Origin of the sequence: Snodgrassella sp. B3882 (assembly GCF_026535915.1) — a bacterium.
Classification (GTDB): domain Bacteria; phylum Pseudomonadota; class Gammaproteobacteria; order Burkholderiales; family Neisseriaceae; genus Snodgrassella.
Genome location: NZ_JAFNPF010000001.1, coordinates 435,412 through 451,552, shown reverse-complemented (window position 1 = coordinate 451,552; position 16,141 = coordinate 435,412). Strand labels below are relative to the sequence as shown.

Here is a 16,141-nt window from a genome sequence, read left to right as displayed (position 1 = left end):
ATAAAATATTATACTGCTACCCACATTCAAGCCTAGCAATAAAAAAACCAGCCGAATAGAATAAACTTATTCTGCCGTCTGAACCGCCTAGATATAGCGTGTCAAAGATAAATCTTGACTATCCACTTCAGGTTTAACCCCACTAATCAGATCTGCCAGAATTCGACCGGATCCTAAAGCCATGGTCCACCCTAACGTTCCATGACCAGTATTCAAAGATAAATTAGTGAATCGGCTAGCTCCAATAATCGGCGTACCATCAGGCGTCATCGGCCGCAGTCCACTCCAGAACACAGCATCATCCTGATGACAACAATGCGGAAATAATTCATTCACCACCATACTCAACGTGGCCTGTCGTTTTGGATTCAGCTTAATGCGATAACCGGATAACTCCGCCATCCCGCCGACACGAATACGTTGATCAAAACGAGTAACCGCTACCTTATGTGCCTCATCAATCACCGTCGATTGAGGAGCAAGATTTTCATCAGCAATCGGAATAGTCAGCGAATAGCCCTTAACCGGATAAACAGGAATATTCATCCCCAGCTTTTTCAGCATCGGACGGCTAAAACTGCCTAAAGCACAAACATAATGATCAGCAGTAAACCACTCACCATTCGCCACAACACCTTTTATCTGACATTTTTCATCTTGTATTGTAGTAATAGCATGTTTATACAGAAACTTAACCCCTAAATCCGCGCATTTCTCGGCCAATTTAGTCGTAAATAAATAACAATCACCTGTAGCATCTTGCGGTAAGTACAAAGCACCCGCTAGCTTAGATGCCATGTGTGCCAGAGCCGGTTCATAGCGAAGACATTCTTCTGCCGAAGTCAACCATTCAACCGGCGTATTCCACTGTTGGAAAATATGCAAATCTGCTTGAGCATTGGCCATTTCCTTATCAGTGCGGAAAATTTGCAAAATCCCCTTCTGTCGTCCTTCAAAGTCTATATTTTCCTCAGCTTGTAGTTGCTTAAGCATTTCCCGACTATATTCGGAAATACGTACCATCCGTTCCTTATTGGCTGCAAAACTGAGCGCATTGCAATTAGCGAGCATTTTCCACAACCATTGCAGTTGAAATAAACTGCCGTCTGGACGAAATAACAATGGAGCGTGTTGTTGAAACAACCATTTAAACGCCTTAAGAGGGATACCTGGAGCAGCCCAAGGAGCCGAATAACCATAAGAGAGTTGACCAGCATTGGCAAAACTGGTTTCTAAAGCAGCTTGATCACCGCGTTCCAATACTGTCACCTCATGCCCAGCTTTGGCCAAATACCATGCTGTCGTGACCCCTACCACACCTGCACCCATTACCAACACCTTCATAGGCTTCATCCCCTAATCATCAATCAACTTACATCAATCGCTTAATATAAACCTAATTTAACCGTCAAACCAGATCAAACAGCCAAACCTAGTGAATTTCACTTTAAACAGAGCAAAAAAAATAGTATTTTAATGAACCTCAGTAAAAAAGGATCAAATCATCGTGAATAACATAGACAAAATCGACATGAAAATATTGTCTATCCTGCAAAAAAATGCCCGTATAACCATGACCGAACTGGCTGATACCGTGGGGCTTTCCACTACGCCGGTTACCGAACGGGTACGCCGGCTGGAACGTGAACACATCATTACTGGCTATCACGCACGCCTCAATCCGCGCGCCCTCAACCAAAACTTACTGGTGTTTGTTGAAATCAAATTACGCTCCAAATCGGGCAATATATTTGAAGATTTTCGCCGAGAAGTACTGACCATTCCACAGGTACTAGAGTGCCACCTGATTTCAGGAGAATACGATTATCTGATCAAAATCCGCATCCCTAACATGCATGCCTATCGCAATATGCTGGGTAATATCCTGTTGCAACTACCGGCAGCAGCAGAAAGCCGCAGCTACGTAGTGATGGAGGAAGTTAAAGAAGAACATATCCTGCACCTTGAATAAAATGCATACATCAATACAGTCCACCCCCTTAAGTTAAACCATGCTTAAAAACGCTAATAAACATAAAATAAACCTGAATGCTAGCCAGAAGAGAGAATATAATATAAATTAATGCAAACAACCTTTGATCAAAATCATTAACTAATCATCTGAATTTTTTACCTTAATTATTCAATATCAATTCATTTGGATCTATTGTGTACAAAAAAAATTTCCAGCAATTGATGCTGCTATTATTTCTTTGCTCTACCACGGTTACTGCTTTTGCTGACTCTTTGGGCATAGGTATTAGCTGGAGCAAATCACCGTATAAAGGGTACGGTGGACAAACCGAGCCATTACCACAAATAGATATTGATAATGGAAGATTTTTTATTGATGACCTCAGTATCGGTGCCTACTTGTATAAAACAGATAAACAGGAAATCACCGTAGATTTAAGTTATCTGCCGCAGCAATTCAAACCCAAAGATAGCGATAATGCCAAACTAAAAAAACTGGATAAAAGACATCCTACTGCCGTCGCTGAATTAGGCTATTCCCTAACCACATCCATTGGCAACTTTTCCGCATCCATGGGCGCAGATGTGCTCGATAACAGCAATAGTTTATTAATGGATGCCAGTTACAACTTTGCCTTTAGTGGCGATAAATGGACAGTATTACAAACCATTGGCTTAGGATGGGCAAACAGCAATCATAACGACTACTACTATGGCATTTCCCATCAGGAAGCAAAACGCTCAGATCTACCAGCCTATCATGCTAAATCCTCATTCACCCCCTATGTTGCGATCACTGGTAACTACAAAATGACCAAACACATCAATGGTTTCGCCGGCGTTCGAGTCGATAAATTGACTGGAGATGTGAAACATAGCCCCATGACAGAACACAGCGTTATTCCCAGCATATTTGCAGGCATGAACTACCAATTCTAAACCATGGGTCCTTTCAGGGTTCATATGCGTTTTCATCCCCGAAAATAAACCCGAACGCTTACAGAAGCTCTAGCTAAAAAAATAAGCCAACCGATTAAGTTGGCTTGTTTTTTTTAAATTTAATTCACCATACCACGCTAAAAATTGATTCAAATTAGGCCATTGTGCTTGCAAACAAATAAATTCTTTTCCCAGTTTAAAGCTTATTATTTGCTATTTTTAATCTTCACCTTCATAGCTCTAAGCGGAAAAGACTTCTTGAGCATTTTAACTATCTTATGAATTCGTTTGATCGCTAAGTCAGAGTAAGAATTGATACAAAACCAACCAAATTGATCTCACTCCTGTCCTCTAGCATAAAAAGTTGCCCCATCTACTGCTGGTAAATAAAATTGACCAAATTTTGTTTTTAAAGAAATTTCAATGCTAATGAAACACTTGAATATTCCTATGCCACAGCAATGAAGCACCAATTTAGAGTTTTACCAAAATTTCTGACTTTATTGGCTAACATAAAAATAAATGATACGCCATACTACGATTAATCTTCAAAAATTATTCAAACTATGCCAACCACACTAAAACAGCACAATTTAAAATTATCATTTACACCCGCAACTCCCTATTCATTACCCGAGTAGAATAATCAAGCTAATAGACAGTAAACCGCAAAACCCAACAATTTATCAATTCATAATGACAACATGGTCATTGCGCAAATATCCCAACCGTCAATTCACCCATGGCATGCTTATTCCTGCAATAAATTAACCAACAGAGTCGTTTGTTCATCCAACTCTCCAACAGCCTCATTGACATATAAATAAATCGGTGTAGCACGCTGCACACCCTGTAATAATGGCAACAACCGTAACTCACCACTGATTAACTGCGCCTGAATGCGTTCTTCCGGCAACCAACCATAACCAACCCCATTAATGACCGCTTCGATCGCCGCTTCAATCGTAGTAAACGTCCAATTTTCTGCCGTCGCAACTTGCCGATCAGTTAGTTGCTGTTGATCACGACTTACTATTTCAATCAGCGGATAACGCGCCAAATCGCTTGAACATAACGGAGCAGGCAATTTTAATAACGGATGATCATGATGAACTACCGCTACAAAATTCACGTTTAACAACAACTTCCCCGTCACTCCCCTTTCGTCAGTAGGAGTAATAATATAAACATCAGCTTGACGCTGCTGTAAATCGGCACAGCGTTCACTGCGCAAAACCTCAGTTAAATGAATTTGCGTAGAAGGATAAATCTGTTGAAATTGACGCAAAACCGTAAACAGCCGAAGTTTAGGAAAAATACTATCAACCACCAGATCCAGCCGAGCTCGTTCGCCCCCACGCAAAGCCACAGCACGATTTTCCAGAGCTTGGAAACCACGTAATAAAGGCAAAGCCTGCGCCAGCAATTGTTGCCCTACCGGTGTTAATTCCGCTTTTCGCCCGACAACCTTCAGCAAAGAAACACCCAAACGTTCCTGCATCAACGTCATCTGGTAACTTACAGAAGATTGACTGCGATGAAAAACCGCTGCGGCGCGGGCAAAACTACCATATTCAACCACGGCCTGAAGTAGTAACCATTGTTCCAAAGTCGTTTTCATTGCCAAACCTATCGAAATTTTCGATCATTTTAGCCTAAAAATAACGTTTTTAATTCAAGAAATAAATGATTAAACTTCAATGGTTATTTAATTAAGGAACACCAGCATGCAAAATTTCGATAAACATAATCTTAGTGAGCTTGTAGGTAAACATTTAGTTTACACTTATGACAATGGCTGGAACTACGAAATATACGTGAAAAACAGCACCACCATGGACTATCGCATTCACAGCGGTATCGTGGGAAATCGTTGGGTTAAAGATCAACAGGTGTATATCGTGCAGGTAGCCAAAGCAGTATTTAAAATATCCTGGACTGAGCCAACTGGCACCGATGTCAGCCTGATCATCAACCTTGAAGATAAAATCTTCCATGGCACCATATTCTTCCCGCGTTGGGTCATCAACAATCCAGAAAAAACCGTTTGCTTTCAAAACGACCATATTGCGCAAATGCAAGCGTATCGCGATGCCGGACCAGCTTATCCAACTGAAGTCATCGACGAATTTGCAACCATCACCTTTATTCGTGATTGTGGTGAAAACCGAGAAGACATTATCAATTGTCCAGCCAGCGAACTGCCCGCCGACTTTCCACAAAACCTGTCAGCAAACTAAACAGCGAACAGAGTTGAACATCGAGCGTTCAACTCTGTTTTTTTGTCCTGTCATACAAATATCAGCCATTTTTCCAACTGAACACTTTTGACAATTAATCCTAGCCTTCAGCAGCGTCTGTTCTTTCCATAGCGCCTAGATTCGGACTATCTTGCTGGTGGCATGAGTAAAACGTATTTATTCAATTGTGCTTGCGCCAAAACAGATGGGACTAGCACAATTTCAAGCCTTTCCATGCAGATCAAACCATCTTATAGACAAACTAGAGTGACACCAAATAATCCAATATCGAAAGAACAGAATGTATATGGCGAAGTGATCAAGATCAACCTAGCTTACTCCTAATCAATGGGTTATTAAAATATAATGCTAAGAACAATTGATAAGATCATTTAACCAAAACCCCATAATCTTTGTATCATCCAGCAATAAAAAATTTACTGAAACGGGACGGGACTTGAGTTAAAAATCGATCCTTTTTATAGACGGCGGTAAGGGAACCGTAACAATAGAAGATGATGTAGAATGCAACACCTATATCAACACTGAAGAGAAAAAGATGGGCACAAATAAGACCGCTCGGTGTGATGTATTCAAGGTAAAATAAGGGCTATAAAAAAATCTCAGAAAAAAACTGATGGAATAGTAAAAACTTACCATCTGAAATTTTGGATGAAAAACCTTTTCGACACATTTATCCAATAAAAACAATAGCTGAATTTTTCCAGACTAAGCTTAAAAAGTGCTTAACCGCATGCGGTTGAAAACAAACAAATGCCTAAAATTCTGTTGTCCAATTTTTCTAGCAATCAAAACCCTGCACCGTACATTCGATTTGTCATCGGCTATTCTATTAACTGACTAGATGCCTATTTTTCGGAACTCTTCTAAAAACATCAAATAATCATATAGAGGCAACAAACTTTTGAAACCTCGTGACAATTTTTTGGCCAGATCTGCATTGAACACATCCTGGACATTATTTTCTGTCGCCATCACAGCTAAATTTTTTCGGTTATACCAGGTAGCGATTTTTGCGTCTTTTTCCTTAATTAAGGGTCTTTTATAACTTTCCCCAACAAGTTCAAAAGGTTTTTTCACACAGCGTATCGTCTGCAAAAATTGCCCTGAATCATTCAATATCTGTTCTCGGAATAAATCCATCATCGGTTTGGATGCACAATAATAACCCAGCCCATAACGATAGCCATCAGAACTAAGTTCAAAAAAATAAGCTGGTGCTTCTTTCCAGTCGCGATTAGGGCGTTTAAAAGTTAACCATAAACGATTGCGATATAAAGATTTATCTTTTGAAAAGCGCGTATCGCGATGAATTCGTGAAATAGTTTTACCGATTGCCGGACGTATTTCAAACTGTGAATCTATTTTCAGCATCTCATCAGCTAGCTGGGTCACCAACAACCGAAATGGTTTAATCAATTCATTATCATAGATTGCCCTATGCTGCTCAAACCAAGATTTACTATTATTAATCCACACATCTTGTAAAAAATTGAGCCCAGCTTGGCTAAAACCCTGAAAGTGATTCATTTCTTTCCCCTTAACCTATCGATCTTGTTCCATACAAATTGGCGTAGATAGTCTAAGAATATTAGACAACCATTTTTCGTCGCTCTACCTTGACTGATTTAAGCACACATGCAATAAACACAGCCAAATCGTCTACTTGATTTGGTCAAGACCAGTTTGCCATCATCACCAGTGCTTTTTTCAGCCGGTAATCGAAAACAATAACATGGTTAGTATAAAACGCAAGAAAAAACACATTTATATTTAATTATATCAAATATTTAGCCACCAACATGCTACACATCATCTTGGTATAGTGATAACAAATACCTGTCTATTCTAATTTCTTAATGAATACCCGCCACAACCAAAATACAACCGAAACCAAAATGACCCAATAAATACTGCCAATGGTTGCATGTAGAATCAGCAAAACCAGATTAGAGGAAGATGTATTAAATAACTTCATGGTTTGATCAATGATCTGGTCTGAATTGATCAATAACGTTGAAGGAAAATCGACAATACCCCAAAACATCCACGCCCACACACCATCATCCGAGGTTTTATTATTAATAAAAATATAAAACAATGTTAATAAAATCAATCGGATTGAAATAACCGCTTTGGCAATTAAAGCAAAATGTAGAGGCATATCAAATAGCCCTTGATTTAGATCGATCATATAAACGACTGATCATGCTTAGATAAAAAAACCTTTCCTGCGCAAGCAAGCTCAGGTTTTCCAACTAACCTATTTATTAATTTACGCTATAGCCAGGATATCGGATCTTATTATTTCACGGTGCGAAACTGATTTTGCAGCAAAATCCATTATCAATGTATTTTGCCCTAATGACCGTACAGACTTGTCGTGCATCCATCAATCAGATCAACTCAAATTTAATTCAAGCTATTACCTGTTAAACATTGTCCTGAGACAACTTTCTTACCGCTGTACCCTACTTATTTCCTAAACTTTGCAAAATTTCCATTGCTTGGGTCACATCGTCTTCAGCCACAAAAATATGGTCATGATAATAACCGGCAACCACATTACAACTGATTTGCTGACTGGCCAATGCCTGCGAAAATGCAGCGGTCAATCCCACTGCAGCCAGTGATGAATGCACCTTCAACGTAATCCAGCCGGCGATATACTCATATTTCAATCCATGTGCTTCTGCCACATCCTGAGCCAGAACCAGCGTGACACCCTCTTGCTCACGGATAGTTGCAACAGCCTGTTGCCATAACGTCGGATGCACATCCGCTACCGTACAGAAAACAAACCGTCCTGGGTTATGCTGCGGTGCAGCCGAACTCAATAAAATTTGCAGATTACGCTCTCCAGACATCATTTTCCCCTTGCGAAATGCAGATTCAAAAAAAACTATATTAATCTTTATTCATAGCAATCACAATATTTATGCCGAGAAGAATTCCACTTATACCTGCTGAGCTAACTTTTGTTGCAGAGTTGATCTTGAACCAGATAGCTAACCGAGCTACATTATCCACAAATAGCTTCACTGGCTTTCATATTCAACGATGTGCAACCTAGCATGATTCTAAAATTGACCAAGCTGATGGACTCAAAGAAAACCTACCAAAATGCCAAAAGCATAAAAAGAAAAAACTAAAAAAATGCGCACACGGTTAAGTGTGCGCCAAGTCTACAAAGGAGAAATAGAGGAGAAACTGTTAAACCAGCCTGTAGCTGATTTAACGAAGCGAATTATGCCCGAATTGACTAAGCATGGCAAGTATTAATTTGTATTATTTCTACAAAATTAAGTTATTTTTTCCAAATAGCGGGTAAATTCGCCTAATTTTCATCATTTTTTTGATGACAATTGAATAAAAAAACCATATTTAAAAAGTATTTAGCTACTATATACAGTAACTATATCATTTACACAACGTTTTAGCCGAATGAGCGATGATTATGACCAATTAACCCGCAATCTATGCGCGGTTTCAAAAAATTCGTTTAAGGCTACAGCATCACCTTCTTGCAAATAACCTTGCAAAATGGCCAGTTCATTTTGCTGCTGAGACAGTAACTTGATCAGATCCGCACGATTAGCCAGACAAATATCTGTCCAGATTTGTGGGTAGCTGGCTGCAATGCGCGAAAAATCGCGGAAACCACTTCCGGCAAAACTCAGCAATTCTTTGGCATCAGCACACGTGGCGAGCTGATGCACATAGGCATAAGCCAACATATGTGGTAAATGACTCACTGCAGCAAAAATCTCATCATGTCTGACAGCATCTAAGCAGTAGACTGTCGCTTGCACCGTCTGCCACATTTGCACGACTTGATTTAACGCATCTGCATCCTGTTGTTCGTGTTCACAAATAATGCATTTTTTGTGCGCAAATAAACCAAACTGCGCCGACAGTGCCCCATGGCGATCAGAACCTGCAATCGGATGTGCGGCGACACATCGACTATAAAACTGTGGCAATTGCTGGGCAAATGCCTGTAATGCCAACTGTTTAGTACTGCCTACATCACTGATGATCGTCTTTTCATTCACATAAGGTGCAAGCTGACTACAGATATGCGGTAAAGTATTGACAGGTGTAGCGATGATAACCATATCGGCATCACCAACACTATCAGCGTTGATCTCAATAGCGCCTCTGTCAATCACCCGTCTTTCAATCGCTCGGGTTAAATTTTCAGCATCCACATCGATACCGACCACCTCGGCAACTTTTCCGGCGCGTTTTAAATCTAACGCCAGTGAACCGCCAATCAAACCCACACCAACCAAAAGTAATCGACGCAAATTGAACGCAGTTTGCTGGTTAACCAAGTTGTTTTCTTTATCCATCATCAGCAACTAAAACCATTCATATCATCGTCCCCATGCCGACAAAAACGCTTGCCAATGCGCCGCATTTTGATTTTGCAAATAAGTTTTTAGACGTCTGATTTCCTGTTCATACTCATCAGCATCAAGAAAACCACGCATCAGATTAAAGCGTAAATACATCAGAAAAGTATTGGTGGCATCAGTTTCACAATAATGACGGATTTCTGCTAACTCGCCATCATGATAAGCAGCCCAAACTTTACTCCCATCCATGCCTAGTTTACCGGGAAAGCCACATAATTTAGCCATGTCATCCAATGGCACATTGGCACGGGGCTGATACAAAGCCAGCAAATCCATTAAATCGCAATGACGGCTATGATAACGACTGATATAGTTATTCCATTTAAAATCCCGGCTATCACCAAAGTCACCCTCACCCATATCCCAATAACGGGGGGCACTAATACCATGAACTAAGCCACGATAATGTAAAACAGGTAAATCAAACCCACCGCCGTTCCAACTGACCAGCTGCGGAGTATGCGTTTCTATTAATTCAAAAAACTTAGCTATCAGCGTTTCCTCAGTGTCTTCAAGATCTCCAATACTGGCGACATGAATCTTTTCACTACCCCAGCGCATACAACATGAGATCGCCACCACTTGTTGCAAATGTAATTGCATAAAGTCACTGCCACCTGTTTTTGCACGCCGTTGTTGCTGAGCAAATTCCACAACTTCCCAGTCACTGACTTCATCAGGTAGATGATTTAGGACACGTATACCGGCCACATCTGGTACAGTTTCAATATCAAATGCCAAAATCGGAACCATGGTATCTTTTCACCAGAAAAACTATAGCAACTATTGTGGCATGAAGCACAGAATGCGCCAACCATATTAAATAGTTTACCTTCAGATATTCACATCTATGTGGCAAAAAATGACAATAAACCCTTGCCGTAAATCATCTGAGCTTATTCGCTAAAACATCTACATTTAATTTTACCTTTTAGCCCAGCTTGAATCATGATGATGGTATAAACAATAGGCCACATAAATATCCAAAACCAGATTTATTTTTAAGCGCAACTGATCCACAAAATTGAGTCAAAAATGTGATTTTTTTCGCTATTAATACTTCCCTGATTGCAAAATCTTAAGGCATAATAGCGTGGTATAAACAAAATTATTCTATTATTAACCATAAAAAGTCTTCTAAAATGAAAAAATCATATTTACATCATTGTCTCGCTTCGTTAATGCTGCTTTTGAGCCTGACTGCCTGTAATAATACTAACGAAAAAAATAATGGCTCCGCCTCTGTGGCCTCAACAACAACAGCCGCTTCTGCCGCTTCTGCTGTTAGCAAACAACCTGAAAACAACCTAGTGAACCAACCGGTAGACGCAGAAATCAGTAAAAAAATCACTCAAAATTTGGGTGAAAGAATGCGTAAGGCATTTAATCAAAATGATATTAACATCACTAAAGTCAGCCATACCCCTATCAAAGGTCTTTATGAAGCTGCTATTGGGAACAAAATCATCTATACCGATGAAAATGGTCAATACATGCTTATAGGTAATCTGGTTGATATTGAAAATAAAGTGAGTCTAACTGAGAAACGTATGGATGAGCTATCCACCATCGATTTCAGCAAACTGCCTTTAGATAAGGCCATTAAAGTAGTGCGTGGTAAAGGCGAGCGGGTTCTAACCGTATTCTCTGATCCAGACTGCCCATATTGCAAAAAACTGGAAGAAGAACTGGCGAAACTGGATAATGTCACTATTTACACCTTCATCATGCCTATTTTATCTCTACATCCAGAAGCTCAGAAAAAAGCCGTGCAAATTTGGTGTCAGCCAAAACCAGCAGAGGCATGGGATAATTGGATGCGTAAAGGCAAAATGCCGCCAACTGTAAAAGAATGTCCTAACCCCATTACTGACGTTATTGCGTTAGGTAATTCACTGGGCTTTGATGGCACCCCAACTTTGGTTTTCCCAAATGGAAAAACTGTTCCTGGAGTTCTTCCTAAAGAAGCACTAGATATAGAACTGGATAAAAACCAGAAATAATTTTACAAAAAAGCAGCCTTAAAGGCTGCTTTTTTAAGCACTTTATTTTTTCCTCCGTCATGGCTGCCCGTGATAGCGAAGCCTGCATCCACAAATTAAAACTCAGACAAACTATGTCTTGTTTGCTCAAATTTATTTTCTTGCTTGGTGGTTATAAAATGGCCTTCTTAGATCAGTTCTCACTCTCTACCGATGAGCCTAAACGATTTAACTAACCGCCAACCCCAAAATGTACCACTTAGAGGAATAACCATTTATACTGACTATCGACTTACACATTCCTGAATAACAATCTATGTATGAAGTTCAAAGAGTCTACGATTATCATGCTCAACAACCAGCCATTCTGGTAGACCGATTATGGCCACGTGGGATCAGTAAAGAGAAACTACACTCAGTACAATGGTTCAAAAACATCTCACCATCCACACCACTACGACAGTGGTTCCATCAGGATAGAGCAAAACACTTTGAAGAATTTTGTCAGCGATATAAACAAGAACTGCAGCAACCGGAGCAAATGCAGCTATTGGAAACCATCCGTCAACTACATCAACACCACCCAAATTTGCTGTTACTCACTGCCAGCAAAAATATTGCACTCAGTCACTTGCCCGTTTTAGTGAATGAACTACTTCAACATTGATATTTGGACACCTTCATCTGTACCAACTCGGGGATCAATGAATTAATACATTGTCTGAGTAATACTCTCCCAGCATGATGCTCAAGCATGGCTGTTTTTTCCGATTAAACAACATCAGATTGGATAAAAAACCTATCACGACAGATATTGATTTCTCATAACAATATTAATTTTAGAATCACAAAAATTATGCAACCATGTTAGCAACGAACCACTACAGAACATCTGGCACATTTTAAATTTTTAATGAATAGATCCAATAAGCCCTAATTACTCCCGTCACCAATACATCACACCGCCTGAATCTTAAACTTCGAGGATTCTTGCTAAAAATAAAAAACAGCCAGAGTAAACTCAGGCTGTTTTTTTAATTTTGTGGTGGATTAGGCGGCATCTGTTTGCACTTCTGAACGCAACAAATTGATCAACCTAACAACACGATCTTTTAGTTCGCGCCGATCGACAATCTGATCAATAGCACCTTTTTCCAGTAAAAACTCAGCTCGTTGAAAACCTTCTGGTAAAGTTTCACGTACAGTCTGTTCAATAACCCGAGGACCAGCAAAACCAATTAAAGCATTCGGTTCAGCCAGCACCACATCGCCAAGAAAAGCAAAACTGGCTGATACACCACCCATAGTTGGATCAGTCAGAACAGAGATAAAAGGCAACGATTTATCACTCAGCAAATGTAAAGACGCACAGGTTTTTGCCATTTGCATCAGTGAATTTAAACCTTCTTGCATACGGGCGCCACCAGATGCAGCCACACAGATAAAGGCACAATCATGTTTTACCGCTTCGCGCACACCACGAACAAATTTTTCCCCCACAGCAGCACCCATGGAGCCACCAATAAATCGAAACTCAAAAGCAGCCACCACCACTGGCGTTCCATTCATGGTGCCGCGCATCACCACCATCGCTTCATTTTCCTGTGTCAGCTTGCGTGCGGCACTCAGACGATCAGTGTATTTTTTACTGTCACGGAATTTCAGCATATCCACCGGTTTCACATTTGCACCGATTTCATACTGTTTCCCCTCGTCCAGCATCATCTGAATACGCTCTCGCGCTGATACAGGATTGTGGTAGCCACAATTCGGGCAGACTTCCATATTTTTTTTCAAATCTGTGGCATACAAAGTTGCAGCACAAGATGGACATTTCTGCCACAATCCTTCAGGGATACCGGTGGATTTCGTCGCAGCATCTTTATTAATCTTCGGAGGCAAAATTTTGTCTAACCAGCTCATTATCTTATTCCTGAAAATTGCCTGGCAGTCCGAACAATTCAGAATACCTAACAAATAAACTCACGTGCAATTTCAAACCAGTGCCTGTTTTATTTCAGCCACTACCGGTGCAAGAGCTTCTGCTTCATGCCCTTGATTCTGATCTATGGTATTGACGAAGCGGCTTCCAACTATCACGGCATCCGCCACAGCTCCGATTTTTCTAGCTGATTCAGCATCTTTAATACCAAAACCAACACCAATAGGAATCTGAATAAATTGACGTAAATGTTCAATTCTACGCGAAACTTCGTCTACATCCAACTGTGAAGACCCAGTGACTCCTTTGAGCGACACATAATAAACAAAGCCACTGGCCTTACTGGCAATCAATTTTATCCGTTCATCGCTTGTTGTCGGCGCGATCAGAAAGATACAATCTAAACCATGTGCTTGCATATTGGCGTGTAAGTCATCAATCGATTCTGCTGGACAATCAACTGTCAGCAAACCATCCACACCAGCGTTTGCTGCCGCCTGCACAAATTGTTCATATCCCATATGATATACAGGATTTAAATAACCCATCAGTACAATAGGAGTATGTTGATTGTGCTGGCGAAACAAAGACACCACCTGCAAAACATCAGTCAAAGAAACGTTATTTCGTAACGCTCGCTCACTAGCGGCCTGAATAACCGGACCATCAGCCATCGGATCAGAAAATGGTACGCCTAATTCAATGATATCTGTGCCCTGTTCTACCAGAACCTCCAGCAGCTTGGCTGTGGTTGACAAATCCGGATCGCCACAGGTGACATAAGAAACCAGTGCTGTTTGACCATTAAGCTGTTGGAAAGTTTGTTGAATTCTACTCATATTTTTCTCGATTTATTCCCGAGCCACATTGATCAGTGTCTTTATTGCCTGACACAAGCAACCCTGCAATATAGCTTATTTAGAATCAATTTTTCATCGATTGCACCGGCGCAGGGACTCGCCCACCGCGGTTGATAAATACCTCACAAGATCCATCCTTAACTGGCATAATCGGTGCATGGCCAAGTAAACCGCCAAACTCAACATATTCACCCACATCCTTGCCTGTTACCGGAATAATCCGTACCGCTGTGGTCTTACTGTTAATCAGACCGATAGCCGCTTCATCAGCAATGATACCAGACAGCGTACTGGCCGGCGTGTCACCCGGAACAGCAATCATATCCAAGCCAACTGAACAAACCGCTGTCATCGCCTCTAATTTATCTAAAGTCAAGACACCAGCTTCTACCGCAGCAATCATTCCTTCATCTTCAGATACAGGAATAAATGCCCCACTCAATCCACCAACAGCACTTGAGGCCATCATACCGCCTTTTTTGACAGCGTCATTGAGCAAGGCCAAAGCAGCAGTCGTACCATGCGTACCACAAACACTTAACCCCATTGCTTCAAGAATCCGAGCCACGCTATCCCCAACAGCTGGCGTAGGTGCCAAAGAAAGATCCAGAATACCAAATGGTATACCTAACTTTTTACTGGCTTCATGACCAATCAATTCGCCAACGCGGGTGATTTTGAATGCTGTTTTTTTCACCAGTTCGGCTACTTCAGTCAGATTGAGTCCTGAAGTATTTTGCAAGGCAGCACACACGACACCCGGACCAGATACACCAACATTGATCACACAGTCAGATTCACCTGCACCATGGAATGCGCCTGCCATAAAAGGGTTATCTTCAACCGCATTACAGAATACCACCAGTTTGGCACAACCAAAACCTTCCGGTGTGATGTCTGCTGTACGCTTAATGGTTTCGCCCATCAATTTGACCGCATCCATATTAATACCAGCTCGAGTGGAGCCAATATTCACCGAACTGCACACCACATCAGTACAAGCCAGAGCCTCAGGAATAGACCGGATCAACACTTCATCGGCCGGACTCATACCTTTATGCACCAAAGCAGAAAAACCACCAATGAACGAAATACCTATCGCTTTGGCCGCCCTGTCTAGCGTCTGTGCTATTGATACGTAGGAATCAGCTCCGGTTGCAGCACCAATCTGCGCAATTGGCGTGACAGCTATCCGCTGATTGACAATTGGCACGCCAAACTTGGTTGATAATTCCGTAGCAGTGCGCACCAGATCCTTACCAACACGAGTGATTTTGGCATAGATTTTGTCGTTCAAACGGTCAATATCCGTATCAATACAATCATGTAAATCAATACCAATTGTAATGGTTCGCACATCAAAATGCTGGTCAGAAACCATTCGAACAGTTTCTAAAATCTCGTTGTTCTGAATAGAAAACGACATTGATCACTCCTAAATCCGGTGCATGGCATTAAACAATTCTTCATCCTGCACGCGAATATGCAGTCCCCTTTTTTCGCCCTCAACGGACAGAAATTCACAAAATTGCATTCGTGGTAAAGTACATAATTCGGCGTTCAGCAAAATAATCATCGTAAAATAATCATCCATTAACTGCTGACTGATATTGACAATACTCACCTTGTGTTCAGCCAACATCGTGGCCACTTCAGCAACTATACCAATCCGATCTTTTCCAATAACCGTCATCACCGCGCGACTAGACATAATTTATCCTGTTTTTAATTATTTATCATTACCATAACATAATTATGGATA

16 protein-coding genes are annotated in these 16,141 nt (G+C 40.9%); 5 read left to right on the top strand and 11 right to left on the bottom strand.

Translation table 11 applies throughout. From position 1 onward, the window contains the following. Positions 1 to 87: 87 nt before the first annotated feature. Positions 88 to 1,344 carry a D-amino acid dehydrogenase gene (locus J3U68_RS01890; protein ID WP_267376183.1) on the bottom strand — a complete coding sequence of 419 codons (1,257 nt, stop codon included), beginning with the start codon at positions 1,342 to 1,344 and terminating at the stop codon, positions 88 to 90. Positions 1,345 to 1,507: 163 nt separating this feature from the next. Here J3U68_RS01890 and J3U68_RS01885 point away from each other — a divergent pair, with 163 nt between their 5' ends. Further along, positions 1,508 to 1,972 carry an Lrp/AsnC ligand binding domain-containing protein gene (locus J3U68_RS01885; RefSeq protein WP_267373998.1) on the top strand — a complete coding sequence of 155 codons (465 nt, stop codon included), beginning with the start codon at positions 1,508 to 1,510 and terminating at the stop codon, positions 1,970 to 1,972. Positions 1,973 to 2,169: 197 nt separating this feature from the next. Beyond that, entirely contained in the window at positions 2,170 to 2,913 is a 744-nt protein-coding gene (locus tag J3U68_RS01880) for a MipA/OmpV family protein (protein WP_267373996.1), read from the top strand. Positions 2,914 to 3,664: 751 nt separating this feature from the next. Here J3U68_RS01880 and J3U68_RS01875 read toward each other — a convergent pair. Further along, positions 3,665 to 4,534, bottom strand: a complete 870-nt coding sequence (locus J3U68_RS01875; protein ID WP_267373993.1) for a LysR family transcriptional regulator — start codon at positions 4,532 to 4,534, stop codon at positions 3,665 to 3,667. A 106-nt stretch (positions 4,535 to 4,640) separates the two neighbouring features. Here J3U68_RS01875 and J3U68_RS01870 point away from each other — a divergent pair, with 106 nt between their 5' ends. Beyond that, entirely contained in the window at positions 4,641 to 5,153 is a 513-nt protein-coding gene (locus J3U68_RS01870; protein WP_267373991.1) for a phenolic acid decarboxylase, read from the top strand. 861 nt (positions 5,154 to 6,014) lie between these two features. Here J3U68_RS01870 and J3U68_RS01865 read toward each other — a convergent pair. The 5 genes from J3U68_RS01865 to J3U68_RS01845 all read right to left on the bottom strand — a co-directional run bounded on the left by J3U68_RS01865 (position 6,015) and on the right by J3U68_RS01845 (position 10,348). Continuing rightward, positions 6,015 to 6,704 (bottom strand): DUF2461 domain-containing protein, encoded by a 690-nt coding sequence (locus J3U68_RS01865; RefSeq protein WP_267373989.1) that lies wholly within the window; start codon positions 6,702 to 6,704, stop codon positions 6,015 to 6,017. Positions 6,705 to 7,017: 313 nt separating this feature from the next. After that, positions 7,018 to 7,338 (bottom strand): hypothetical protein, encoded by a 321-nt coding sequence (locus J3U68_RS01860; RefSeq protein ID WP_267373987.1) that lies wholly within the window; start codon positions 7,336 to 7,338, stop codon positions 7,018 to 7,020. Positions 7,339 to 7,645: 307 nt separating this feature from the next. Beyond that, entirely contained in the window at positions 7,646 to 8,041 is a 396-nt protein-coding gene (locus J3U68_RS01855; RefSeq protein ID WP_267373985.1) for an ACT domain-containing protein, read from the bottom strand. Between the two features lie 588 nt (positions 8,042 to 8,629). Beyond that, positions 8,630 to 9,532, bottom strand: coding sequence for a prephenate dehydrogenase (locus tag J3U68_RS01850; RefSeq protein WP_267373983.1), 903 nt, complete (start codon positions 9,530 to 9,532; stop codon positions 8,630 to 8,632). 21 nt (positions 9,533 to 9,553) lie between these two features. After that, positions 9,554 to 10,348: a 3'-5' exonuclease gene (locus J3U68_RS01845; protein ID WP_267373980.1), complete on the bottom strand. Its 795-nt coding sequence runs from the start codon at positions 10,346 to 10,348 to the stop codon at positions 9,554 to 9,556. Between the two features lie 389 nt (positions 10,349 to 10,737). Between J3U68_RS01845 and J3U68_RS01840 the strand changes: the two genes are divergently transcribed. Continuing rightward, a complete protein-coding gene (locus J3U68_RS01840) occupies positions 10,738 to 11,598 on the top strand; it encodes a DsbC family protein (protein WP_267373978.1) in 861 nt (286 codons plus the stop codon). 295 nt (positions 11,599 to 11,893) lie between these two features. After that, the gene (locus tag J3U68_RS01835) at positions 11,894 to 12,244 is read left to right on the top strand and encodes a DUF488 domain-containing protein (protein ID WP_267373976.1); all 351 of its coding nucleotides are present in this window, start codon (positions 11,894 to 11,896) and stop codon (positions 12,242 to 12,244) included. Positions 12,245 to 12,627: 383 nt separating this feature from the next. Here J3U68_RS01835 and accD read toward each other — a convergent pair whose 3' ends face one another. From accD to J3U68_RS01815, 4 genes are all read right to left on the bottom strand, one after another. Next, on the bottom strand, positions 12,628 to 13,500 hold the full coding sequence (gene accD / locus J3U68_RS01830) for an acetyl-CoA carboxylase, carboxyltransferase subunit beta (RefSeq protein WP_267373974.1): 873 nt from the start codon (positions 13,498 to 13,500) through the stop codon (positions 12,628 to 12,630). 72 nt (positions 13,501 to 13,572) lie between these two features. Then, entirely contained in the window at positions 13,573 to 14,358 is a 786-nt protein-coding gene (trpA, locus tag J3U68_RS01825; RefSeq protein ID WP_267373972.1) for a tryptophan synthase subunit alpha, read from the bottom strand. Between the two features lie 85 nt (positions 14,359 to 14,443). Beyond that, a complete protein-coding gene (locus J3U68_RS01820; RefSeq protein WP_267373971.1) occupies positions 14,444 to 15,805 on the bottom strand; it encodes a PFL family protein in 1,362 nt (453 codons plus the stop codon). A gap of 9 nt (positions 15,806 to 15,814) precedes the next feature. Then, complete coding sequence (locus tag J3U68_RS01815) at positions 15,815 to 16,090, bottom strand: ACT domain-containing protein (RefSeq protein WP_267373969.1); 276 nt, start codon at positions 16,088 to 16,090, stop codon at positions 15,815 to 15,817. Positions 16,091 to 16,141: the final 51 nt, after the last annotated feature.

Coding starts and splice junctions, on each gene's coding strand:
- J3U68_RS01860 (WP_267373987.1), bottom strand. CDS start 7,338: ATGCCTCTACATTTTGCTTTAATTGCCAAAGCGGTTATTTCAATCCGA.
- J3U68_RS01890 (WP_267376183.1), bottom strand. CDS start 1,344: ATGAAGGTGTTGGTAATGGGTGCAGGTGTGGTAGGGGTCACGACAGCA.
- J3U68_RS01850 (WP_267373983.1), bottom strand. CDS start 9,532: ATGATGGATAAAGAAAACAACTTGGTTAACCAGCAAACTGCGTTCAAT.
- accD (WP_267373974.1), bottom strand. CDS start 13,500: ATGAGCTGGTTAGACAAAATTTTGCCTCCGAAGATTAATAAAGATGCT.
- J3U68_RS01865 (WP_267373989.1), bottom strand. CDS start 6,704: ATGAATCACTTTCAGGGTTTTAGCCAAGCTGGGCTCAATTTTTTACAA.
- J3U68_RS01840 (WP_267373978.1), top strand. CDS start 10,738: ATGAAAAAATCATATTTACATCATTGTCTCGCTTCGTTAATGCTGCTT.
- J3U68_RS01855 (WP_267373985.1), bottom strand. CDS start 8,041: ATGTCTGGAGAGCGTAATCTGCAAATTTTATTGAGTTCGGCTGCACCG.
- J3U68_RS01815 (WP_267373969.1), bottom strand. CDS start 16,090: ATGTCTAGTCGCGCGGTGATGACGGTTATTGGAAAAGATCGGATTGGT.
- J3U68_RS01820 (WP_267373971.1), bottom strand. CDS start 15,805: ATGTCGTTTTCTATTCAGAACAACGAGATTTTAGAAACTGTTCGAATG.
- J3U68_RS01875 (WP_267373993.1), bottom strand. CDS start 4,534: ATGAAAACGACTTTGGAACAATGGTTACTACTTCAGGCCGTGGTTGAA.
- J3U68_RS01845 (WP_267373980.1), bottom strand. CDS start 10,348: ATGGTTCCGATTTTGGCATTTGATATTGAAACTGTACCAGATGTGGCC.
- J3U68_RS01835 (WP_267373976.1), top strand. CDS start 11,894: ATGTATGAAGTTCAAAGAGTCTACGATTATCATGCTCAACAACCAGCC.
- trpA (WP_267373972.1), bottom strand. CDS start 14,358: ATGAGTAGAATTCAACAAACTTTCCAACAGCTTAATGGTCAAACAGCA.
- J3U68_RS01870 (WP_267373991.1), top strand. CDS start 4,641: ATGCAAAATTTCGATAAACATAATCTTAGTGAGCTTGTAGGTAAACAT.